General features: G+C 50.9%; 20 protein-coding genes and 2 pseudogenes. 4 read left to right on the top strand and 18 right to left on the bottom strand.

Going from position 1 to position 23,757, the window contains the following annotated elements; translation table 11 throughout:
* Nucleotides 1-2: 2 nt before the first annotated feature.
* From darT to DX130_RS03060, 5 genes and pseudogenes are all read right to left on the bottom strand, one after another.
* Complete coding sequence (gene darT, locus DX130_RS03085) at nt 3-638, bottom strand: type II toxin-antitoxin system toxin DNA ADP-ribosyl transferase DarT (RefSeq protein WP_116042738.1); 636 nt, start codon at nt 636-638, stop codon at nt 3-5.
* A gap of 579 nt (nt 639-1,217) precedes the next feature.
* Nucleotides 1,218-1,562: pseudogene (locus DX130_RS03075) on the bottom strand (sigma-70 family RNA polymerase sigma factor); the annotation flags it as partial.
* 162 nt (nt 1,563-1,724) lie between these two features.
* The gene (locus DX130_RS03070; RefSeq protein ID WP_116042734.1) at nt 1,725-2,858 is read right to left on the bottom strand and encodes a DUF6155 family protein; all 1,134 of its coding nucleotides are present in this window, start codon (nt 2,856-2,858) and stop codon (nt 1,725-1,727) included.
* Between the two features lie 51 nt (nt 2,859-2,909).
* Nucleotides 2,910-4,076, bottom strand: coding sequence for a M20 family metallopeptidase (locus tag DX130_RS03065; RefSeq protein WP_116042732.1), 1,167 nt, complete (start codon nt 4,074-4,076; stop codon nt 2,910-2,912).
* Between the two features lie 103 nt (nt 4,077-4,179).
* Entirely contained in the window at nt 4,180-5,307 is a 1,128-nt protein-coding gene (locus DX130_RS03060; protein ID WP_116042730.1) for an alanine racemase, read from the bottom strand.
* Nucleotides 5,308-5,634: 327 nt separating this feature from the next.
* Between DX130_RS03060 and DX130_RS26800 the strand changes: the two are divergent.
* A pseudogene (locus DX130_RS26800) lies at nt 5,635-5,853 on the top strand (YHYH domain-containing protein); the annotation flags it as partial.
* Nucleotides 5,854-6,563: 710 nt separating this feature from the next.
* On the opposite strand, the gene DX130_RS03050 reads toward DX130_RS26800, so the two are convergent.
* Complete coding sequence (locus tag DX130_RS03050) at nt 6,564-7,124, bottom strand: YdeI/OmpD-associated family protein (RefSeq protein ID WP_116042727.1); 561 nt, start codon at nt 7,122-7,124, stop codon at nt 6,564-6,566.
* A 314-nt stretch (nt 7,125-7,438) separates the two neighbouring features.
* Here DX130_RS03050 and DX130_RS03045 point away from each other — a divergent pair, with 314 nt between their 5' ends.
* Together DX130_RS03045 and DX130_RS03040 are read left to right on the top strand one after the other, a co-directional pair.
* On the top strand, nt 7,439-7,918 hold the full coding sequence (locus DX130_RS03045) for a DinB family protein (protein ID WP_116042725.1): 480 nt from the start codon (nt 7,439-7,441) through the stop codon (nt 7,916-7,918).
* A gap of 111 nt (nt 7,919-8,029) precedes the next feature.
* Nucleotides 8,030-8,419: a VOC family protein gene (locus DX130_RS03040; protein ID WP_116042724.1), complete on the top strand. Its 390-nt coding sequence runs from the start codon at nt 8,030-8,032 to the stop codon at nt 8,417-8,419.
* Nucleotides 8,420-8,552: 133 nt separating this feature from the next.
* Here DX130_RS03040 and DX130_RS03035 read toward each other — a convergent pair whose 3' ends face one another.
* The 5 genes from DX130_RS03035 to DX130_RS03015 form a co-directional block, all read right to left on the bottom strand.
* On the bottom strand, nt 8,553-9,593 hold the full coding sequence (locus tag DX130_RS03035) for an LLM class flavin-dependent oxidoreductase (RefSeq protein ID WP_116042723.1): 1,041 nt from the start codon (nt 9,591-9,593) through the stop codon (nt 8,553-8,555).
* Nucleotides 9,594-9,773: 180 nt separating this feature from the next.
* Nucleotides 9,774-10,634 carry a MetQ/NlpA family ABC transporter substrate-binding protein gene (locus DX130_RS03030; protein WP_116042721.1) on the bottom strand — a complete coding sequence of 287 codons (861 nt, stop codon included), beginning with the start codon at nt 10,632-10,634 and terminating at the stop codon, nt 9,774-9,776.
* Nucleotides 10,635-10,739: 105 nt separating this feature from the next.
* Entirely contained in the window at nt 10,740-11,408 is a 669-nt protein-coding gene (locus DX130_RS03025; protein WP_116042719.1) for a methionine ABC transporter permease, read from the bottom strand.
* The gene (locus DX130_RS03020; protein WP_116042718.1) at nt 11,405-12,193 is read right to left on the bottom strand and encodes a methionine ABC transporter ATP-binding protein; all 789 of its coding nucleotides are present in this window, start codon (nt 12,191-12,193) and stop codon (nt 11,405-11,407) included. Before DX130_RS03020 ends, DX130_RS03025 begins: the two co-directional genes overlap by 4 nt.
* A 23-nt stretch (nt 12,194-12,216) precedes the next feature.
* On the bottom strand, nt 12,217-13,527 hold the full coding sequence (locus tag DX130_RS03015; RefSeq protein WP_116042716.1) for a homocysteine synthase: 1,311 nt from the start codon (nt 13,525-13,527) through the stop codon (nt 12,217-12,219).
* Between the two features lie 286 nt (nt 13,528-13,813).
* On the opposite strand from DX130_RS03015, the gene DX130_RS03010 reads away from it, so the two are divergent.
* Nucleotides 13,814-15,151: an LLM class flavin-dependent oxidoreductase gene (locus DX130_RS03010; RefSeq protein WP_116042714.1), complete on the top strand. Its 1,338-nt coding sequence runs from the start codon at nt 13,814-13,816 to the stop codon at nt 15,149-15,151.
* A gap of 209 nt (nt 15,152-15,360) precedes the next feature.
* Here the strand turns inward: DX130_RS03010 and DX130_RS03005 are convergent, their stop codons facing one another.
* The 7 genes from DX130_RS03005 to DX130_RS02975 form a co-directional block, all read right to left on the bottom strand.
* Nucleotides 15,361-16,380 (bottom strand): ABC transporter ATP-binding protein, encoded by a 1,020-nt coding sequence (locus DX130_RS03005; RefSeq protein ID WP_116042713.1) that lies wholly within the window; start codon nt 16,378-16,380, stop codon nt 15,361-15,363.
* Complete coding sequence (locus DX130_RS03000; protein ID WP_116042711.1) at nt 16,373-17,449, bottom strand: ABC transporter ATP-binding protein; 1,077 nt, start codon at nt 17,447-17,449, stop codon at nt 16,373-16,375. Before DX130_RS03000 ends, DX130_RS03005 begins: the two co-directional genes overlap by 8 nt.
* A 13-nt stretch (nt 17,450-17,462) precedes the next feature.
* Nucleotides 17,463-18,272 carry an ABC transporter permease gene (locus tag DX130_RS02995; protein WP_116042709.1) on the bottom strand — a complete coding sequence of 270 codons (810 nt, stop codon included), beginning with the start codon at nt 18,270-18,272 and terminating at the stop codon, nt 17,463-17,465.
* Nucleotides 18,273-18,286: 14 nt separating this feature from the next.
* Nucleotides 18,287-19,225 (bottom strand): ABC transporter permease, encoded by a 939-nt coding sequence (locus DX130_RS02990; RefSeq protein ID WP_116042707.1) that lies wholly within the window; start codon nt 19,223-19,225, stop codon nt 18,287-18,289.
* Nucleotides 19,226-19,304: 79 nt separating this feature from the next.
* Complete coding sequence (locus DX130_RS02985) at nt 19,305-20,915, bottom strand: ABC transporter substrate-binding protein (RefSeq protein ID WP_116042705.1); 1,611 nt, start codon at nt 20,913-20,915, stop codon at nt 19,305-19,307.
* Complete coding sequence (locus DX130_RS02980; protein WP_116042703.1) at nt 20,912-21,625, bottom strand: HAD family hydrolase; 714 nt, start codon at nt 21,623-21,625, stop codon at nt 20,912-20,914. Before DX130_RS02980 ends, DX130_RS02985 begins: the two co-directional genes overlap by 4 nt.
* A gap of 20 nt (nt 21,626-21,645) precedes the next feature.
* Nucleotides 21,646-23,391 (bottom strand): CocE/NonD family hydrolase, encoded by a 1,746-nt coding sequence (locus tag DX130_RS02975; RefSeq protein ID WP_240644295.1) that lies wholly within the window; start codon nt 23,389-23,391, stop codon nt 21,646-21,648.
* Nucleotides 23,392-23,757 lie beyond the last annotated feature (366 nt).

Below are 23,757 nucleotides of genomic sequence, written 5' to 3'. Positions count from 1 at the left end.
CCTTAGTAGTACCATTCTCGCCGTACATTAACCGGTATATTAATTGATTTACTTTGTAAGACCTTTAGTCCCTGTTCTTGAAAGGTATCGCTAAACACACCAATTTCAATTACTGAGTTAATAGGAAAAAACTCAAAAGCCAGGAATTCAGCCTGACGTTTCCGCTTTCGGTCTGGATATTCTGTAGTATCACTCCAATAACGAGAGGTCATTATTCCCCAATCAATTTCTTCTAACTCACCAGGATCATTAAAAAAATCAGAATAACTCATGATCGCATGACCGTCGGTAAACACAAACGGAATCTTCTTTGAGATCACTAGTTGTACTGTTGATACGAGATATATAATTGGTTTTTGCCCACCTTGAAACTGCGGTACATTTCCTTGATTTATTGTAAACAGCATAGGGGATCGCGGCGCAAAGTAAAAAGGAACGTAATCGTGTAAATTACCGTACGGGGGCAAAGGAACTTGTTTTTCAAATCGTCTAGACTGAATTTGCTCATAAGCTATATTTACAAACGAATTTCCGGTTTTATTTAATTGATTAGTACAAATGAGACCATTATTGTTGAGTATCGAGTGTAAATTCTCGATGCTCGTTATATGATAAATAAATGTTGGATTCGGGACCATTTAGCTACACTCCAAGTCTGTTCACGTTAGAGTTCTTTATTCGACAAAAGATATAAATTCCCTCCTAACCAAACAAAGAATGTATGTTCGTATCCTTTTGATTGTATCCAATAATATTTGTTAAGTCAAACAAGCCGCGAATACTAAATTGATAACCTTAGTAAAGTACTAAAAAGAATTTACTCGAGATCATCCGAAATGTGAAGTTCTCGTTTACAAACATTACATTTGACAATAATATAAGTCCCAAGGCCCGATGGTATGAAGGTAAACGCAAACTTGGCCCCACTAACATCGACTGCTTTACACTGATCCCAATGATTGATTCTTTTCATCATTTCTTCACTAATCGTAAATGCAAATGAATTCCTTAAAATCATTACAACACTCCTCATCTCCACTCAGGATCACATCATACTTCTAACTAATTATGATGTGATTGTATAATACCTCTTACCCCAAAACCAATCTGATCAATTTCTTTCGAATAGGTTCTTAATCTTGTGTAGTGCATGAAAAAAAGCCACATGCTGCGATGTGACTTAATCAATAGGTTAAAAATACAATGCACACTTATGACATGAGAATCTCGTTCTCGATACAACGGGCAGCGAAGGTCGCGAGCTTGGTGCCTTTGCCCGTCTGGAAGCTTTCGATCGCCTTGATCAGGCCAATGGTGCCAATGCTGATGAGATCCTCAAGATCCTCACCGGTGTTGTCGAACTTTTTGACGATGTGAGCGACCAGCCTCAAGTTATGCTCTATGAGCAAATTGCGCGAATGCGCATTGCCTTCAGCCATCAACGCCAAATGCTTTGTCTCTTCTTCCTCCTTCAGAGGCTGAGGAAAAGCATTGTTCTTCACATATGACACGAGCAACGTAAGCTGTTTGATAAATAAAGCGATAGCCGTAAAAAATCCCATGCTCCGTACACCCCCAAGCTGAATGGCTCAGGCTTATGGTTAAGCCCTAGCGCGAAGTTTCGTCAGTTGTACAGTGTATGTGGGCGAAGGCCTATGTGTGCATGTACGGAGCGAATGATTCATTTTCCAATTGATGGTGTTATCCAAAAAACAACGTCCCGCCTAAAACCACCGTAATTGAGCATGGATATCAGCCAAATCGTCATGAAACCCCCAGCCAATTCCTTCCGTTTTGGAGACAACAGCCTCCAATCGCTCTTCGAATTCATCGAACAGCTCCACTGTCTCATCCTCATTCACCAAATCAATGATATCGACATACACGGAAGCCATACTATAGTAGAAGCGTTCATCAATATCACCGTAACATAAGGTGAACTCAACTCCCTTTTCGACATAAATCAGCTTCAATTCCAGACTGTACTTCTCGCTCCCGGTCAATTTTTTGAATTCCGATATCGCTTTTTTCGCTTCTTGAAGTCTTAGCTTTCCATGACCGCGTTCCGGGAAAAACTCATACTCGACCTTTTTGCGATACTCTTCAAACAGAGACTTTACCGCTTCAGCTCCCATTATTTGTACAGCAAGAAACTTCTCCATATCTTTACTAGCGCCAAAACAAGCCTTTACCAAATCGATCAATTGGTCGTTGTTCAGCTGCTTCAGATGTTTATTCAAGGTCGTTTTTGTAAGCTTCACCGGTTTGTTGCCATCTGATCGTTTACTAAATGATTTGGGCGTAAGGCTATCCTTTTGCATCTCAAGCTCCAGGTTTACTTTTTCACAGGAAAAATACTCAGGATCGAAACCCTCTCCAACCCATTCAATAAACTGGTCACCCTCAGGATGGTTAGGCGTACAAAGCACTTCCAGCATATGCTGATATCCATATGCCCCTCCTGCATCTTCCTTTGGACAACTGCGAGCTCCCCCTAGACATACCGGTGCCGAGTCAGATACGGAAGTATCCATCCTGAGCAACTCAATCTTATGCCGCCAATCATCTCCAAAATCATAAACATAGGTAAAAACCATATTTTCCTGATTCACATGCTTCTGAACGATTTCTCTTCGCGCATTCAATACTTCATCCTTCTCCATATCAGCCAATGTTGGATTGGGCAGCCCGATTACTTTGTCATTCACATAAAATTCGTACAGATGGTAATTTTCCCATCCCATAACAACCTGGATAATCTTGTGAAGCTGATGAAACGATACTTCCGGTTGAAATTGAAACTCTCTCCAAACCTTCGGTTCAATCTCATTGAGCTCAACTCTGCAAGTATAAGTCATGATCATGTTTCTCCTATCTGGAAAGCTAAATGAACTTCACCTAACGAATGATTAAGCTCCATACGATAAAATCACATCAATTAAAATATCGGCTGCAAGCGCTACCTGCTCCAGATCTACCCATTCATCCTCTGTATGCGCCTGGTCAATAGAGCCCGGGCCGAACACAACAGACGGAATGCCGACCATCGCTAATTTGCTGGCATCCGTGCCGTACGGAACGCCTAGTGTATGAACCTCTCCGATTCGCTTACACGCAGCTTTTGTAAGCTGCTGCACAATATCAGAGTCTGCGCTTGTATCGAGCGTATAATCCAGAACGAATGGTGGATGAACGATAACGCTCGCCCGATCGTCTCCGAGTTCCAGCTTGTTTAATTCGTCACAGAGCTCGCGCCATACTTGCTCACTATCCTCGCCCGGAATGGTACGGCGATCAATCTTGATTCTGCATCGATCCGGAATTGTATTAGGCGCTATGCCTCCCGCGATCTCCGTTACGCTCAATGAAGCAGCACCTACAAGCGGATGAGGCTGGGCTAGCAGGCGCGGAGTTACGACTTCTCTTATATGAGTGATTACTTGAACCATTGCATCAATGGCGCTAACTCCCTCGCTAGGTCGGGAGGAATGGGCGGCTATGCCGACCGTCTCGATCTCGCAGCGGACAACCCCTTTGTGAGCAATAACGGCATGCAATCCGGTCGGTTCACCGACGATGGCCCCACTGAATCTCTCTTTTATTTGCAAAAGGTCCAATACGCCTTGATAGTGGACCTCCTCATCCACCGTAGCCGCGATATAGACAGGAATATGTGGAACTTTATCATTCTCCACGCACCACTCTATAGCTGCCAGCATCGCAGCCAGAGAGGCCTTCGTGTCACAGGCGCCCCGTCCGTACAGCTTGCCATCTTCAATTACAGCAGCGAACGGGTCAATAGTCATGTTGATCGTCTGCACTGTATCCATATGCGCTTCAAGCAACAATCCCGGCGAATGGCTTCGCTCTCCGGGCAGCATGCCGATAATGTTGGGACGATCCGTCTTCACTTCACGGCGTTCAACGGTTAAGCCAAGCCGATGGAAAAACCGCTCCACATAATCAGCTACTTCAAGCTCTGGCACGCCTCCCTCGAAGCTAGGGTTAACGCTAGGAATTTGAACCAATTCCCTCAATATATTCGTCGTTCGAGTGGCGTCGATTCTATTTTTCATCACATGGAGCCGCCTTTCTTCATGGAGTATCCTTGGAGTATCAATCAAAAGGCATCTTTCTTAGCAAAGCGAGTTATAGTTCAATGCACATTCAGTACTTCAATTAGTAATTACAGCCTCTCGCATCGGTTTTAATCTGGCCGACAATCTCTCCGCTGCGCACTGCATATACATGATCGTTTAAATTCGGGATGACGCAGGAGTGATTGGGAATAATCTCTATCCGATCTCCAATAGATAGGCTGACTTGTGCCGGGTCATAACGCAACATGCCATGCTCTTCATTTAAAGAAGCGATCATAAGATCAGGCTGTCCGACGATCATGCCGAAGCCGTCCGTATGATGGGAACGATCGCTGGTCAACGTTTTGGTTCCAGCGTCAATGGTCGCCATACCCGGCAGCGGCATGCTGATGACGGTTGCGATTACCCGCAGCGCGCAATCCTCAGGCTCTGCCAAGCCCATGCTGACTGCCGACACGTCATTGTACAAATAATTGCCCGCGCGCACTTCTGTAATGCCTTCCGCATGCTCGCACAGTTTCGATGTTGGCGTCGAGCCGGAGCTAACGATCTCTACCGAAATTCCCGCATCGCGAAGATCGCTCACCACGCCGCGAATGATCTCTGCTTCCTCGCGTACAGCAGCCTCCAGCGCATCGGCCGTATGATTCCGATAGACAAGGCCGAAGTACGCCATGATGCCAACTATTTCAATGCCCGGCAGCTCTTGAATCCGGCGTGCGAACGCCACAATATCCTCACCCGGTTGTCGTCCGCCGCGATGCAGGCCGCCATCAAGCTCGATCAGTACGCGAAGGGGCTTACCTGTCCGCTCGCCGACAGCAGACAAGCCAAGCGCCGCTTCCCAGCTATCGACAGTAACCGTCACACGGATGCGTCGATGCAAGTGCTCCAGCCGCTCCAGGTTCCGATCGCCGACAATCGCAAGAGCGACTAGAATATCGTCTATTCCGCCAGCCGCGAACACCTGTGCCTCGGACAACTTGGCTACTGTAATACCGACGGCTCCTGCAGCAAGCTGCTTGCGCGCGATCTCCAATGATTTATGCGTCTTGATATGCGGACGATGACGGATGCCATGCTGGGCCAGCTTCTCCGCCATTCGTGCAATATTGCGCTCTGCTGCATCCAGATCAATAAACGCATAAGGCGTCGGTGGATTGCGGTCAAACTTTGGTAAACTTGGTGCTGCTATATGATCTTTCATCTCTTCTACTCCTTTTGATTAAGGTATCTCTATCTCTACTCGTGCGCCAGCCAGCGGTATGGCGAAAATCCTTGTAAAAATATCATATCTTCTAGGTTGTACAAGTAGTTTATCCCTTCACCGCTCACCCGGCAAGCCGCTTAAGACAAACCGTTGGACAAGCAGCGTGAGTTTCAATGCTCTATCCCTCATGCAATTTCGAAAAGCATAAAAAATCAGGAAATATCCTTCAAGTATTTTCTATAAATCCAAAATACCCCCTATTCATCTCGGGACATCTTCTATATGATTAAATTAAATACTTTATTGAAGGAGATACATACCATCATGAAAAAAATGACGCTATTAATGACACTATTATTTGTCCTTAGCAGCAGCTTGGCCTCTGCCCACCCGGGAAGAACAGACTCCTCCGGCGGACATACGTGCCGCACGAATTGCGAGAAGTGGGGACTGGAATACGGCGAATATCATTATCATAACGGAGGCGGCAAGGGCTCCTCCTCTACTTCATCGACCTCTTCTAAAGCGGCTGATACCAGAAGCGCGGAGGAAGTCGAAGCGGACGGCTATATTTGGAACGGGGACCAAAATTTCAAGAAGGGCAGCTATTACAATGCCTTATATTATTATTTAAAAACTAAGGATACAGGATACAGCTGGAAAGTAAATGAGTCCAATCAATCGACTGCCGCCAAAAAAGTCGCAGAACAAGCAAAAGCCTTCTACGAATCTGACCAGCTCGATAAAGCCAAGCAGCATTACGAGCTGATAGGCCAGGATGCAGCTTTTAGCCGAACGTACAATGTTCCTGCCAATCTCCAGCTCATTCAGGAGCGACAGGCTTTTCTTAACGCATTTGTTCATGCGCGCTGGTATTACAATCAGAAGAACTATGTCAATGCCGTCCTCATCGCCGACAAAAAAATGAAAGAAGGACTCGCAAAAAACAATCATGCCGTACAGTTCATGAAAGATGCCGCTCTTAAACTCTCGCAGCAAGCTTACAGTGCCTTTGCAAGCAAAGACTACGAGAACGCCCTTAAGCGCTACAATGTATTGGCAAATGCAGAGCACGCCCCTGCAGATTTGAAAGAAGGCGCAAGGAAAAACGCCATCATTACAGAGCGGCGCATGAACGAGTAGGACGTTCCCCCATCCCTCTATCCGACAAAGAAAACAAGCTGGCTCCGGTTCTGTACCGGCTCCAGCTTGTTTTCTTTTCGAGACATCATTGTATTTGTTCACCGAAACGACTATTCCTCTAGAAGACGGCCATCATCATGCCATTGACCGTATATTTTGTTCAATCGGGTATGCTCAATAAACTTATCTAACCGTGACGCATATAAGGCTGCATCACTTTTGACCGACTGAATGTTATCCATTCTAATTCTGACATATAGCCCGGGCAGTGCCTGAAAGTTGCGATAGAGCTCTTCGTCCTGCTCCAGTCTCTTCAGAATCTCCTCATGTATGACGAATGAATTCGGGTCCATCTCCGGCAAAACTTTGTTCCCTGCTTCTGTCATTAAGCCTAGCCGTGCCAGGCGCCGAACACGCTCCTTGTTCAGCTCCGTCCAGTTGCTATTTTTCCGCCGGGGAGTGAAACGCTGGCACTTTTGGTTTTCATCTATCCGCTTGCGTGTACTGTCAATCCAGCCAAAACAAAGCGCTTCTTCTACCGTATCCAGATAACTGATCGGATCGTTTTTTGCTGTGACTAACCAACAATACGCCTCTGATTGATGATGCTCGCTTAACCACTTCCGCCATTCTTGACGAGTATACACCCGTACGGCATTATCGATTATCATGAACTCCCTCACTCTTCTGTTGTAGTTTCTCCAAACGTTAACGCATGGGGTATTGAATTCCTCTTCTCTATTCCAATTATATCCCCCTAACACTGACATCTATTTGTCAGTATTTCCTTCCTTTTTCTTAAAAGTCTTCTTGGGGGTTGCTGAGAGTGAATACTTCGCTCAGACCGGGTCTTTCTATTACGCTGTGTTTGTAAATATTGTTGCTTTTTCATATAAAATTGAGCATCCCTTGCTTTCTGGGATAATATAGGATAAAATAAGAACATACGTTCTTATTACACTTTAATAATCTGGAGGGCTCCGAAATGATTAGCTTAGGCAAAGAAACGATTCATCGGTATCAAGCACTTATAGAGTGGACGGATACATTACGTGAGTTGGATGATAACATTTGGGTAACTCCAATCGCCGAAGGGAAAGCAACCGTTGCAGGAATCATTTCGCATCTTAAAAATTGGGACAATTACCTTATCCATACGATTATCCCAGCCATCAAAAATGGCGACGGAATGGTCTTTCCGGATTTCGATTCGTTCAACCAAACAGCTTATGAATACGCCCGTTCAGGCATTTCTAAAAATAGTATACTCGATGAATTCAAGCAAACCCGTCTTCAGTTGATTGAGCTGCTGTTGACAGAGCCAGACGTTGCTACTAAGCATGTACCCGCAAACGGCGTAGAAAATTGCCCACATACAGGTATTCCCTACTCATTGCTCTACATCATTCACGAATTTATTGAACATGACAATCATCATAAAAATCAAATCTTATCGGTAATTTGATTCTTTCGGATGTCATTAAAGGATTTGCGGCAATCGGCACAGAGGTATCGTTGGCGATCCATTTCGCTTTACGTTGCGGCTGCTGCAATGAACATGAAAGGGTGAAGCCTTTTGGGATTACTGCATCATATCGAGATTTACGTATCCGACCTGAAACGTTCGGCTGAATTCTGGGGGTGGTTTCTGACAGAGCTTGGTTATACACCCTATCAGCAATGGGAAGAAGGTCGTAGTTGGAAATTCGGAGATACTTATCTTGTATTTGTTCAAGCAAAAGAAAAGCACTTGGACGTGCCCTACAATCGTTGTCGGGTAGGACTGAACCATTTGGCATTCCATGCAATTTCGAGAGAACAAGTGAATGAGTTGACTGTACAGGTTCGTGCCAAGGGAATGAACCTGCTATACGAAGATAAGCATCCTTTCGCAGGCGGAGAAAATGATTATGCTCTGTTTTTCGAAGATCCCGACCGAATAAAGGTCGAGTTAGTAGCCCCTTAAAGTGTCTCTACGCACTTTACATACATCTACAACAACAATTTTCACGAGAACAGCCTTCTTTTAAACGTTAAAAGAGACATAGAAGAACAAGGCGCAGCCATGATCGGCAGCGTCTTGTTCTTTTCTTATCTGATCAAGAGATAGCCCGATCGCCCTCCTGTTCTACATATACTAATTGAGCCGCTTCGCTCAGCAGCTCAAAGGCGCGAATGCGCTTCTCCGGATGGCGGATCGGAGCAAGCAGAATAAGCTCAGACACGTTCAAGCGCTCAGCCTTTCGCTTCAACTCGCGCCATACTGACTCACCGGTTCCTTTTGTAAGATGCGGCTGCTTCACTTCAATTGTATACGGCTCCGTCGACTGCTTCTCGAATTGCTCCGCATGCTCCAGAGTGGCAACTGTGATGGTGCGCCCGCTTTCCAAATGAATCTTGATCAGCTGCACGTCGCTGGCAATTGCCGCTGCCTCCTCCTCCGTATCCGCGGCAATAACGGATAACGCCACCAGCGGCAGCGGCTCCGAGCCGCGAACCGAGATGAAGGCATCACGATAAGCATTCAACGCTTCTTCCGCCGCATCCTCATCCCCTGTAATAAATAAGGAGAAGACGTATGGCAATCCGAGCCTGGCAGCTTGCCTCGCGCTTTCAACAGACGTGCCAAGAATGAAGAGATCAGCGGGAACAAGCGGGATCGGCGTGGCCTTTAATCCATGCAATGGATGGCTCTCCTCCAGTGAATCCGTCAAGAAGCGGTCCAGCTCCTCCAGCTTTTCCGTCAAGTCAGGCAAGGAGCCGTCGTTGCTCTGCCGGAGCGCCTGTGCGGACTTGGGCAAGCCACCAGGCGAACGCCCGATGCCAAGGTCCACCCGGCCGGGTGCCAGCGACGACAGCACGTTGAAATTTTCCGCTACTTTATACGGACTGTAATGCTGGAGCATGACACCGCCGGAGCCTACACGGATCCGCTCCGTGCTTGCCAGCAAATATGAGATAAGCACCTCCGGCGACGATCCCGCCACGTGGGTGGAATCATGATGCTCCGACACCCAAAAACGATGATACCCCAGTTGCTCGGCCTGCTGCGCCAGCCTTACGGTGCTTCTTAACGCTTCCGAGCCTGTGTCTCCTTTATCGATGGGACTTTGATCCAATATGCTTAATCGTACAGCCATCTTGCAGCCTCCTTGTGCCTTATGTTGATCTGATCGCAAAGATGCGAGCAAGCCGCCCTCGCAAGTAGGACGGCTTTGCCGCTAGTTTCTAGCTTGATTTTCTTGTTTTTAGAATCCCGCTAATGCCTAACTTAATCTCTTTTGTTTTTCTTGTTTCTCTTGTTTCCTTACCCTGTTTCCTTAAAACGCCGGCACAACCGCTACGCCGTACTTCTCTTCAATAAACTTCTTCACTTCTGGCGAAGTGAGCGCTTCGTCTAGCTTTTTGATCTCATCGCGGTTCTCGTCACCCTTGCGTACGACAATGATGTTGGCATACGGGGAGTTCGCATTTTCGCGGAACAGCGCAGACTCCGGATCGATCTTCGCTTCCAGAATCAAGTTGGTATTGATGATGGCGCCGTCCAGATCCGGCAGCGCACGCGGCAGCGTCGCGGAGTCGGCTTCGATAAACTCCAGCTTAAGCGGATTGTCGATAATGTCCTTCGGCGTCGCTTCATAAGTTGTCAAGCCATCGCGCAGCTTGATCAGCCCTTGCTCCTGAAGCAGCACCAACGCACGATATTCATTGGACGGATTGTTCGGAATGCCGATTTTGGCGCCTTCCTTGATCTCATCCTTTGACTTCAGCTTGTCGGAGTAGAATCCGATTGGCTCAACGTGTACCTTCGTCGTCACGGCAAAATCATAACCCTTCTCACCCTTGATCGAATCGAGGTAAGGCACATGCTGGAAGAAGTTCGCATCGATCTGCTTCTCATGCAGCGCCGGATTCAGCTGACCTTCATCGTCGAATACAACCACTTCAAGGTCGACGCCCTTCTCCTTAAGCGACGCCTTCACCTGATTCAAAATCTCGGCATGCGGGACAGCAGCGGAGCCGACCTTAAGCGTTACGTTTCCCTTATTGCCTCCTGCCGCTTCTGACGGCCCCGGCTCATTGCCTTTATCCTTATTGCCCGAAGAGCAGCCCGCCGCCAGGATGGCAAGAGTGAGCATGAGAGCAACTACTGTGATAGATTTGATTTTTTTACGTTTCATAAGAATGACCTTCTTTCATGTAATTGGATTCGTAGATTGCCACAACTATGTATCTCTCCCTGCGGGCGCTGGAGACGGATCATAGAATGGATAAATAGGATTGCTTTATTCCCTTTTGAACCGCCGCTGCTGAATGCTTCGGGCAGTCAAATCCCCCGTCCATTGAATAATCTGAACGAGCAAAATAATAACGAGTACAGTCGCGAACAGAATATCCTCCCGGAACCGCTGATAGCCGAATCGGATGGCCAAGCTGCCCAACCCGCCCGCGCCAATCGCTCCGGCTACCGCGGTAAATTCCGTAATGGCAATGACAGCAATCGTCGCCGCCCGCACAAGCGCAGGCAATGCCTCCGGTATGAGCACCCGGAAGATGATAGTGACAGGTGAAGCGCCGACCGACTTCGCCGCCTCGATCTTGCCCCCGGCAACCTCCTTGAGCGAGTTCTCGATTATTCGCGCCAGGAATGGGGCCGCGCCGATCGACAAAGCGACGATAGCCGCTTTTGGTCCAAGCGAGGTGCCGACGATGAATCGCGATACGGGCAGCAAAATGACAATCAGAATAATAAATGGCAAGGAGCGGACCGTATTAATAATGAAACCGATCACTTTGTTCAGAATCGGGATCGGCAGAATGCCGCCTCTCTCCGTCACGACCACCGTAATGCCAAGCGCCAGGCCTATGGCGAGGGCGAACAATGACGACCAGAACACCATATACAGCGTCTCCAGCAGTCCCGTCCATAACAAATCGATTAGATCGTCCCTCATATGCCTGCACCCTGTCCCTCTACCAAAAACCGATTGGCGTAATAGTTTTGTACAATATGAACGAACCGCTTCGATGTGGCGCTTTCCGGCTGTATAAAAAATTTATCTACTGTACCCGTCTCTACGATTCTTCCGCCTTCTATCACTGCCATCCGGTTGCAAATATGCTGCAACACATCAAGCTCATGCGTAATGAGTACAATCGTCAGCTTCAGCTTGCGGTTAATATCCTTCATCAGCTCCAGAATAGAATGCGTCGTCTCCGGGTCAAGCGCAGACGTCGCTTCATCGCTAAGCAGTACATCGGGATCATTGGCCAGCGCCCGTGCGATGCCGACGCGCTGCTTCTGTCCCCCGCTCAGCTGCGATGGGTACATTCCCGCCTTATCGGACAGCTGCACCAGCTCCAAGATGTCCGTTACGCGGTCGCGAATTTCGGCTTTGCTCTTCCCCGCCACCTCAAGCGGGAAAGCGACATTACCGAAGACCGTTCTGGAGTCCAGCAGATTGAACTGCTGGAAGATCATCCCGATCTTCTGACGCGCTTGCCGCAGCTCCTTCCCCTTCAGCAGCATAATATCCTGGCCGCCGACGATGATGGAGCCCGTATCGGGCTCCTCCAGTCGATTTAAGCAGCGAATCAGGGTTGATTTTCCAGCGCCGCTAAAGCCGATAATACCGAAAATATCTCCCCTGTCGATATGCAGATCGATTCCGTCAAGCGCCTGTATAGTAGCTCCTTTAGTCGTAGAATAGCTCTTGCTCAGTTGTTGTACTGTAATCATGCATACCTGCCTCCACCCTGCCCTCAGGCTTGGCTGGCCGGCACTTGCTGGCTTAGCTCGATCGCCTGCTTCAAATCTTCAATAATATCCTCTATCGCTTCCGTTCCGATCGACAGTCGGATCAGTCCCGGCGTAACACCTGCCGCCTGCTGCTCCTGCTCCGACAACTGCAAGTGCGTCGTGCTGGCCGGATGGATAATAAGCGACTTGGAGTCGCCGACATTGGCCAAGTGGGAGAACAGCTTCACGTTATGGATAAGCTGCTTGCCAGCTTCCACGCCTCCTTTGATGCCGAATGCTAGAATTGCTCCTTGCCCTTTTTTCAAATATTTTTGCGCCAAGCTGTAGGAAGCGTGCGACTCCAGCCCCGGATAGCTGACCCACTCTACATCGGGATGTTCTTCCAGATAACGAGCCACCGCCAGCGCGTTCACGCTATGGCGTTCCAGTCTGAGGTGCAGCGTCTCCAATCCTTGCAGCAGCAGGAAGGAATTGAACGGAGACAAGACAGCGCCGATATCTCTCAGAAGTTGAACCCTCGCTTTTGTGATATAAGCCAGCTCCTTGAACACTTCCGTAAACACGACGCCTTCGTAGCTCGGATCCGGCTCCGTGAGCCCCGGAAACTTGCCGCTCGCTTCCCAGTCGAACTTGCCGCCGTCAACGATAATCCCGCCAATCGAAGTGCCGTGCCCGCCAATAAATTTGGTGGCGGAATGGACAACAATGTCTGCGCCATGGGCGATGGGCTGAAGCAGGTAAGGGCTCGGGAACGTATTGTCCACGATAAGCGGAATGCCGTTGTCATGCGCCGCTTCCGCGACGGCTTCGATGTCCAGCACATCCCCCTTCGGATTGCCGATCGTCTCTGCGAAGATGGCCTTCGTATTGCTGCGGATCGCTTTGCGGAAGTTCGCGGGATCCGACGGATCGACGAAGGTAACGTCAATGCCGAACTTCAGGAAAGTAGTGGCGAAGAGGTTGTACGTCCCTCCATACAGACTTGCCGAAGATACGATATGATCCCCCGCTCCTGCAATGTTGAAGATCGAGTAGGCAATCGCCGATTGACCCGATGCCGTAGACAAGGCGCCTGCGCCGCCCTCCAGAGCAGCCACTCTACGCTCGAATACATCCGTCGTCGGATTGGACACGCGGGTATAAATATGTCCGAATTCCTTCAGCCCGAACAAATTCGCTGCATGCTCCGTGTCCCGGAAGCCGTACGATGTCGTCTGATAGATCGGCACCGCTCTTGCCAAGGTAGCGGGATCAAGCTCTTGCCCTGCGTGTACAGCCAGTGTCTCAGGACGGAAGTTTTGTTCGTCTGCCATGTTCAACACTCTCCTCATAATAGTTATGGGTTGAAACAAAAAAAGGAGATGCAACTGAACAAGCAGCAGCATCTCCGGTTATCCGGTAGAATAATATTGAGTATTCATACCTATTTAGTTGGACTTATGAACACAGTATAGGCCAGCTTCCCGGATTCGTCAATATTTCAAAAAAATTTTATTTGAAACAATCCTTTGAAAATTAGGATTGACGCAGGAATGACACCGTGTTAAATTATTTTTCAATAAATCTTATGCGATTAATAGGATATAAGGAGTGGACAGCATGACAGCAAAACGTCAAATTAAACTATCGGCCTATCTGGTCGGAACCGGCATGCACACCGCCTCGTGGCGGCTGCCGGGAGCACAGCCCGGCTCCAGCATCGACATCGACTACTATAAGCGGCTGGCGCAGACGGCCGAGCGAGGCAAGTTCGATATCGCCTTCCTGGCAGACAGCCTTGCTATTAACGAAGTATCCCATCCCAACATTCTGAACCGCTTCGAGCCCATTACGCTCATCGCGGCTCTGGCCGGAGCTACATCGCATATCGGTCTGGTCGCCACCGCGTCCACCTCCTATATCGAGCCGTTCAATCTCGCAAGACTGCTCATGTCGGTCGATCATATCAGCAAAGGGCGAGCGGGTTGGAATATCGTCACAACGCGTGATCTCTCCGGCAATACAGCCCGAAACTTCGGTGCAGAGGAGCATCTGGAGCACAGCTTCCGCTACCAGCGCGCAGCCGAATTTCTGCAAGTCGTGCGCGGACTATGGGATTCCTGGGAGGACGATGCTTTTGTGCGCGACAAGGAATCCGGTGTGTTCTTCGATCCGCAGAAATTGCATCGCATTCAGCATAAAGACGAGTTTTTCGCGGTGGAAGGCCCGTTGAATATCGGCCGTTCGCCGCAGGGCCATCCCGTCCTGGTACAAGCAGGTACCTCGGATTCAGGCCAGAGCTTCTCTGCTCAGGTTGCAGAGGTCATCTTCTCAATCAAATACAACTTTGCGGACGCTGAGCAGTTCTACCGTTCGTACAAGGGTATTGTAGCGGATGCCGGACGCAACCCGGAGGGGGTCCATATCCTGCAAGGCTTCTCCCCGATTATCGGAAGCACGGACGCAGAAGCTCAGGAGAAGCGGAAGCAGCTGGAGTCGTTCATCAGTGAAGAGACCGGTATCAGCTTCCTCACCGATTATTTCAAGGATATCGACTTTACAGGTTATACACTAGACGCCCGCGCTGATGAGCTGGGACTTGGCAAGCTTCAGCTTGCCAAATCGGATTACCGCAAGCATCAATTAGTCATCGAGCGGGAGAACCCGACGCTGCGAGAAGTGTACTCCTTGCTTACTGGCGCATTCAGCGGTGAGGATTGGGTTGGCCCGCCGGAGAAGATCGCCGATACGATGGAGCGATGGTTCAGCGGCGGGGCAGCCGACGGCTTTATGCTGATGGCGCCCTCCCTGCCCGACGGGCTGGAGGACTTCGTCGACCAAGTCGTTCCGATCCTTCAAAAACGCGGACTATTCCGCACAGAGTACGAAGGAGCGACGCTTCGCGAGCATCTGGGCATCCCCGTTCCGCCTAATCGTTTTACAAGTATCCATGCCTAATACAAGAGGCTGGCTTGACGCTTCGGCGAAGAGTCAGCCATTTGCTTTTGGCCATTCTCATGGCGCACAGCGCCAGCCTTATTCTTCTTTTGGCCATGCATATCAACTCTTCACTTCACTATCAATATACTCTCTCCGCTAATGCTCCCATGTTCCTTCTGTTTCAATCCACACAGCTCCCGGCAACAAGCAGAGGCTGCGCCGGGCTTTTATCCCAGCGCAACCTTGGTCTCCCCATAATCCAGCCCTTCATCCACCGGATAGAGATGGCAGCGGACTGTTCTTGACTCTCCCATACCGATTATCGGCGGCGTTTCCCGTCTGCAGCTATCCCTCACATAAGGACATCGCGTATGGAAGGAGCAGCCCTCCGGAATTGACAATGCGTCCGGAATTTCCCCCGTGAGCAGCCGACGCTCCGACCTCTTCCCGCGCTGTTCCGACGGAATCGCCGAAATCAGTGCTTGCGTATAGGGGTGGAACGGAGCATGATATAAACCCTCCACATCCGCGATCTCCACCAACTTGCCCATATACATGACAGCTACACGGTCGCTCATGTAATGAACGACGTTCAGATCGTGGGAGATGAACAGATACGTAAGCCCATATTGCTTCTGCAGATCCTTCAGCAGGTTCAAGATTTGTGATTGAACAGATACATCTAGGGCCGAGACCGGCTCGTCCAGAATGAGAAATTCGGGCTTCAGCATCAAAGCCCGCGCAATGCCGATCCGCTGCCTCTGCCCGCCGCTCAGCTCATGGACGTATCGACGCGCATAGGACGAATTCAGTCCAATCGTCTCCAGCATGGCATCGACCTGCCGCCTCCGCTCCGCCTTGTCGCCCAGCTTGTGAATACGCAGCGGCTCCTCCAGCAAATCAGCAATCGTAAACTTAGGGTTCAGCGACGCATAAGGATCCTGGAACACATATTGAATCGCCTTTCGCATCGTCTTGGATTCCCGGCCCCGAAGCAAGGACAGATCTCTGCCCCGATACGTGATATTTCCAGCAGACGGCTGCAAGAGCCGCGCCGCCATCCTCCCCGTCGTCGACTTGCCGCAGCCGCTCTCGCCGACTAGACCAAGCGTCTCGCCGGGCATGATAGTCAAGCTCACATCATGCACCGCATGAACTTTCTTTTTGGCCGCACCAAACCCGGCTCCGTCATACGTCTTGAACAGCCCATTCAGCTCGATAAGCGGTTCATCATGATGCTTAGACATCCATCTCCCTCCTCTCTCCCGATGCCAAAAAGCAGCGAACCGCATGCGAACCGCCTCTGTGTTCAAGCGCTGGCATAGCGTCCAAGCATATCGCTGCCGCATGAGCGCATCGGGACTGGAACCGGCAGCCTTCGCCCCGGTCGTGCAAGGAAGGGACCGTGCCAGGTATCGCATACAAGCGCATCCCCTTCTTCTCCGGTTTCGGAATCGACTTCATTAGTCCAATTGTATAGGGATGCTGCGGCGATTCGAACAGCTCCTCCACCGTGCCTTGCTCTACGATCTGACCCGCATACATAACTGCTACCCGATCGCACAGCTCTGCAATGACGCCCAGATCATGGGAGATGAAGAGAATGGATGTCTGCTCCTCTTCCCGGATGCGGAACAGCACATCCAGAATTTGCGCCTGGATCGTCACATCAAGCGCAGTTGTTGGCTCATCAGCAATAAGCAGCTCCGGTTCGCAGCACAAGGCGATCGCGATCATGACTCGCTGCCTCATGCCCCCGGACAACTGATGGGGATAGCTCGACAGAATCGCTTCCGGGCGGGGCAAGCCGGTCCGGCGAAGCCATAAAACGGCTCGCTCCCTGGCTTCCCGTCCGCCTAGCTTCAAGTGTAGTCGGAGCGATTCCGTCAGCTGCTCCCCGATCGTAAGCGTCGGATTAAGCGAGGTCATCGGATCTTGGAAGATCATCGACATATGTTTGCCGCGCATACTCCGAATTTGACGTTGCGATGCCTGATGCAGGGATTGGCCGTTCAGCCGTAGCTCACCTCCGCCCAGCTTCAGGGCACTTGGCAGCAAGCCCATAATGGACAGCGACAACACACTCTTGCCGCAGCCGGACTCGCCGACTATGCCGACGATCTCTCCCCTGCCGACCGTCAGATCGATGCCTTCAATGACAGGCCGCGAAGAAGACTTTACGTTCACGCTTAGGTTCCGAACCGCCAACAACTCATCTTCATCGCGCTCCCCCGCTTCAGGAAGGCGACAATTCCGCTGCTGGGATGAAGGTTCCGGCTCTATGGCCTTTTTTACCCAATCGGTCAATAGCGGCATTCCAGCTTCCCCCTTACGTTTTTTTGTCGCGAAGATCGCGGAGACCATCACCCAGCAGATTGAATCCCAGCACCGTCAACGCGATGAAAACCCCCGGAGCAAGCGCGAACCAAGGGGCTTTCCCAATATAGCTCTGAGATTCGCTTAACATGCGGCCCCAGCTGGGATCTGGCGGTTGAACGCCAAGCCCGAGATAGCTCAGGGCCGCTTCAACGAGAATCGCGGTCGAGAAGCTGAGCGATGCGGCTACAATGATCGGTGAAACAATATGCGGCATCACATGCCTCAGGATAACGGTCGCATGGCTCGCGCCCAGTCCACGCGCGGCAACCACGAACTCCGCTTCCTTGTACTGGAAGAAGCCGCTTCGAATCACTCTGGCGAAATTCGGCACAGATAAGACGCCAATGGCGATCATCGTCTGGAACAGATTCGGCTCGAATACCGTCACCAGAATTAAAGCAAGCAAAATACCCGGAAAAGCAAGCAGCGCATCGATCATCCTCATCAGCACTTCATCCGTCCAGCCGCCTAAGTAACCCGCGGTCGCCCCAATGATAAAGCCCGCCACAAGGCCGATCGTAACAGCAACAGCCCCCACTAGAAAGGCGGTCTTCGACGCCTCCATCACCCGGCTGAAGATATCCCTGCCGAAGTTGTCGGTGCCGAACCAATGAAGAGCACCCGGGGACTGCAAGCGGCCTGCTATATTCATTTCGTTCACATCATACGGCACGTACAACAGACTGACGGCCGCCATTGTGCCCAGCAGAGCGATAATGGCTAATCCGAGACGCATCGTTAGAGTCGATTTGGATTCCATAGTCGCAACTCCCTTTACTTAAGACGTATTTTGGGATCCAGCCACCGGTAGGACAGATCGACCACAAAATTAATAATGATAACGGTAAATGCAATCAGCAGCACCATCCCCTGGACAAGCGGATAATCCCGATTGCCGATGGCAGTCATCAGCAGCCGCCCCATACCCGGAAGCGTGAAGACGCCTTCGATGACGAGACTGCCCGCCAATATTTCGCCAAAATTGATGCCCACGACCGTCACGACCGGTATAAGCGCATTGCGCAGCACATGCTTGTAATACACGTTGGCATTCGACAGTCCCTTGCTTTTGGCCGTTCTGACATAGTCCTCGTTCATCTGCTCCAGCATCGTCGTGCGCAAGTAGCGAACTACGATTGCAATTTGCGGCACAGCCAGCGCGATGGCAGGCAGCGTAAGCGACTTCAGCGCCAGCCAAGCATTCTCCGACCAGGGCACAAATGTACTGACGGTGAACCACTTCAATGTGAGGCCAAAGACCAAGATGAGGACGATGCCCATCCAGAAGGACGGAATCGCAAGGCCGAGCTGCGAAGTGAGGGAGATGAACAAGTCGGCGAATCTCCCCCTTGCCCTTGCCGCTGCGATGCCAAGCGGCAGCGCAACCAGCAGCGTAATAGCCAGCGACATGGCAGCCAACGAAAGGGTGACCGGAAGACGGCTGGCGATCAGTGACAGCACCGGCTCCGAGAAACGGATCGAATGCCCGAAGTCGAGCTGAATCACTCCGCCCGCCCACCGAAAAAATTGCAGATGAAGCGGACCTTCAATCCCGAGCTTTTGCTCCAGCTCGCTAATCTGCTCCTGGCTGGCTTCCATCCCGAGAATCGCGCTGGCCGGATTGCCCGGAATAATGCGGAACGCGAAAAACGTCAGCAAAAGCACAAACGCCAAAGTCAGCAGGAGCGTAAAACTTTTTCGCGCCCAATACATCCTCGACTCTCTCCTCTATCGTCCAGGTCCCGCCTCACCTTTGCGATACGGGACCTATGAACGGAATTGATTTCGATGATTAATTCGTCCAGTACACCGTAGACAGATCCTGCACGTAAAGCGGGTATTGCTTGTAGCCCGCCAAATTTTTCTTGAGCGCGACATTCAGGTAAGGGTCCATGATGTATACGGCGGCTGCTTCCTTAGCAAGCTCTGTCTGCAAATCCTTAAACAGTGCGGTCCGCTTCTCCTGATCAATCTCGGTCACAGTTGCGCGAAGCGTCTCGTCAAAAGTCGGGCTGTTGTATTTGAATAAGTTGTTCGGCGAATCCGACAAATACTTGTTCAAGATATCGTAAGGATTCAGCTTGCCATCGAAGCCGATAATCGTCGACTCGTAGTCGTGTCCCTTGTAGATGCGCTCCAGCCATACCGCCCACTCCACTGGCTCGATCGTCACCTTGATGCCAACCTTGGACAGCTGCTGGGCGGCGACTTCGGCAGTAGCAACGTGGAAGGCATAGTTGGACGGAACGGATAGCTTGACGGAGAAACCGTCGGCATAGCCTGCTTCAGCAAGCAAACCCTTCGCCTTTTCTACGTCATATGCGTAATAATCCTCCAGCCCTTCCTGGAAGTACTGGGCCATAATCGGGCTTAGATGAGAGCCCAGCTTGATGCCGTTACCGAGCGCAACGCCCTCAATCAGCTCATCCTTATTGATTGCATGGTTGACCGCTTGGCGCACCCGAACATCGTCGAACGGCTTTTTCGCGATATTGTAGATGAGCACCTGCACCAGATTTTGCGGTCCGCTTACGCCTTGGAATTCGTCGCCAAGCTCCTCCAGCTTCTCTGTGCCAATACGCGGGAAAATATCGGCCTCACCCGACTTAAACGCCAGGAACGCGGCCTCCTGATCCGGAATAATACGGAATTCGACTTTATCCAGCGACGGTACTCCATTCACGTAGTAAGCCGGATTTTTCGCAAGGGTCAGTCGTTGACCAGGCAAATAATCAACGAATTTAAAAGGTCCAGTGCCGATCGGTTTCGTATTGCTGTCGGCATAATCTTTTGGAATAACAGCAGCCGTCAAGGCGGTCAGGAATGCGGCATTGTTCTCCTTCAGCTTAATCACAACCGTCGCTTCATCGGGTGCTTCCACCGCTGTGACGCTTGCGAAGGAGGCCTGAAGCGGCTTGCCGGTATCGATGCCGGCGAGGCGCTCATAAGAGTACTTAACGTCTGCTGCTTTTACGCTCTCTCCGTTATGGAATTGCACGCCGCTGCGGAGCTTGAACGTATACGTCAAGCCATCCGGCGCAACCTCATAGCTCTCCGCAATAGCGGGATAGAGCTGCCCCTTCTCATTCGGCTTCAGCAAGCCTTCGAATACGTTGAACATGATTTCGCTTGTGCCTGCGGCAACCGCCAGATGCGGGTCCAGGTAATCAGGGTCCTGCGGGACGATGACAACAACGTCGCCGCCGTCAAGCTTGCTGCCCGGCTCGGGTGTCGGCGCTGCGGAAGGAGACGGTTCGCCGCCCTGCGCCGAGCTGCTGGGCGCGGGAGTCGGCGAATTGCTATTCCCCGAGCAAGCCGCCAGCAGAGTGAGGATAAGAGTAAAGATCAGAATCGTGCTCCAGCGTCTATTTTGATAGATTGATTCATGCCATGATTGCTTCATAACAATTGCCTCCTTGTATGAGTAGATAATAATTCCGGTACGGCCTCAATGGTCGGTACGGTCAATCTGTAATTCAATTCTTCAATGCCCAGCTGCCCAAAGCGGTTGATCAACACGGCATCCATGCCGGCCTTTGCGCTGCCGATTACATCGTCATAATAATTGTCGCCTACGTAAAGGCATTCTTCAGCCGCCACATCCGCGAGCCGAAGCGCATGCGCAAAGATGCGAGGGGACGGCTTCTCTATGCCGACCTCCGATGAGACGACCACATGATCGAAGGCTTCTATCAATTCGTTATCCTGCAGTACTTGTCTGGCGCTACCGTCCCAATTGCTGATGAGCCCGACGCCAACGGAGCGCTCCTTCAGTTCGCGAAGCACAGACTTGGCATACGGAAATCCGATCCATCGCTTGCCGCGCTCGTTCTGTATGTCTTCCAATCGCTGCCTTTGCTCGCCAAGATTGAAGCTAACGCCTAGCTGATGGTTCAGAACCCCCAAATACCACGTCATAAAGGTAGTTGGCGGCCGACCCAGCACTCCCCGGTATTCCCGCATGAAGAGCTTATCCGTCACATGGTAGGCCCGTTCAATCTCTGCATGACCAAGCTCGATGCCCCGCTCTCGCAAAAACTGCCCGTAAGCCTCCTCGCGTTGTTGATAGACCAAGGTATACCCCAGATCGAACCAGACAAATGATGCCCTCATGCTGCTCCCCCCGTCAATCGTTATGTTGTGTCCTTCTTTTCTCTTAGAACCGGCAATGCGACATACGATGCTCTCAGCCTGTCGTGATAAATCGTCTGCGTAGCAGTCGTAAAGTCGGCTTCCGTCACTTCTCCCGGCGGGATTATCCGGTTCGGATTGCGGTCATAGGTCGGAAACAAGGAGCTGGTCACGTCCAGCCGGATGGCGTGGCCCCGCTTGAATGCGATGGCGGTAGGACCTAACGATAGGGTGTAGGCTACAATCTCACCCGGAACAAGCGGTTCCGGCTTCTCTAGCGAATGGCGATACCTTGCTCTTACAATGCCCTCTGCGACATTGTAAGCCCCTCCGCCCGGATAGACATCGACCAGCTTTGCGACAAAATCGGTATCTTCCGCCGTAGTCTCGGCATACAGCACGACGCTGATTTCCCCGACGACCACAATGTCTTCATCAAGCGGCTCCGATGTATAGACCAGTACATCGTTCCTCACCTCGATCGGAAGCTGATTGCGCGGTCCCATTGGCGTCAGATCGGGAACAGCTCCCGAACGCCCTCCCAGCGCAGGCACCGGAATGGACGGATGATAGACGTAGACATCAGCCGGCTCCTCCTCTGGCGGCAATAACGACAGCTCTCCATCCCCATTAATAGAATTAGCCTTTCGCTCACTGTGCAAATAATAGCGGACCACCTTCGCGCCCGGGGGAGGCCAGCTCACCGAATGCCGCCAGCGATTCTCTCCCATCAGGAAGTAGCTGACGGCCGGAGTCGATGGGAGCTCCCGCTGCTCCGGCTTCAGCCAGCGGCCGAACCACTCCAGCTGAATCTCATCGATGCGACTGACCGCTTCTTCCCCGAAGTCCAGCTCACCGACGTATCGGGACCAAGGCATATGATACCAAGGGCCAATGTGGAGCTGTTGGTTATCCCTTGTGTGCTTAGCGGCCCCGCCTTCTCTGACCCCATTGAAATTCTGAATCGTCCCGTCGGCGAAAATGTCGTACCACCCGCCGTAATGCAAAGCGGGAACCGTTATTCGTCCATACTGCTCCTGCAGCGACTTCGACCTCCAATAGTCATCGCGCGACGGGTGCTCCAACCACTCGCGATAATAAGGAACCAGTTCCTCGATCAGGCCGGGGGCCGACGCCAGCGGCAAATGCTTGTAGAGCGGATGAATGCCGGCATACTTCCCGGCGATAGCGGAAGCCCAGTCCAATCTGCCTCTGCGAAGCGCGCTATCCTGGCTGACGAAGAGAGCCCAGGATAAGGAACTCGCCAGTGCAAAAGCGCCGTTGCGGTATACCTTCCCCTGATAGGAATCCGAACCGATCATCGCCGGAGCGATACATTGCAGGCTTGGAGGCTGCTCCAGCGCAGCGAGCCACTGGATCGCTGCCGCATACGAAAATCCGTACATGCCGACTTTGCCGTTCGAAAAAGGCAGGGCCGCCGCCCACTCCACCGTGTCATAGCCGTCCAAGCCGTCATGCTCGTATGGCCAAAATTCTCCTTCTGATCGCCATCTGCCCCTCGTATCCTGCACAATCACCACATAGCCGTGGCTGGCATACCAGCTTGGATGAGCGTAGTTCATCGTCTGTGCGTCTTCCTTGTTGTAAGGCGTGCGCAGCAACAGCACCGGATAAACTTCATCTCCATCGGGACGGTAAATATCCGCGTACAGCTTGACGCCATCTCTCATTACAGCCGCCCTATTTCGCTCGACGACGATGTCGCTTCGTTTTGGCTGTATCGTCACATACGCCGCTCCTTTCATGCTAAGCCCGGAAACGCAAAAAGGAGATGCACTGTAACAGCGCATCTCCGGTGATCCGGTCAATACCAGCTTATGGATTATCGATCAGTGTTAAACGATACTCGACCACCATTTGACAATTCCTATTGGTTTAGTCGGTAATTTGAGTCCATACTATCATTGACATGGACCAAGCGTCAACCATTTTATATTTTGGGGCCTATCCTGGTCGTAAAATAGCGATTTGGAGTTCACATTCAAAAAACATTCTTCGACTTTATATTCCACATATCGCCATTCTTCTCTATTTGTTGTAAACTATAGATAAGAAATGATACTTTCTCATTAAATTTTATACTTTCAAAGGAG

The organism is Paenibacillus paeoniae (genome assembly GCF_003388735.1).
Taxonomy (GTDB): domain Bacteria; phylum Bacillota; class Bacilli; order Paenibacillales; family Paenibacillaceae; genus Pristimantibacillus; species Pristimantibacillus paeoniae.
This window is presented reverse-complemented; position numbering and strand designations above follow the sequence as displayed.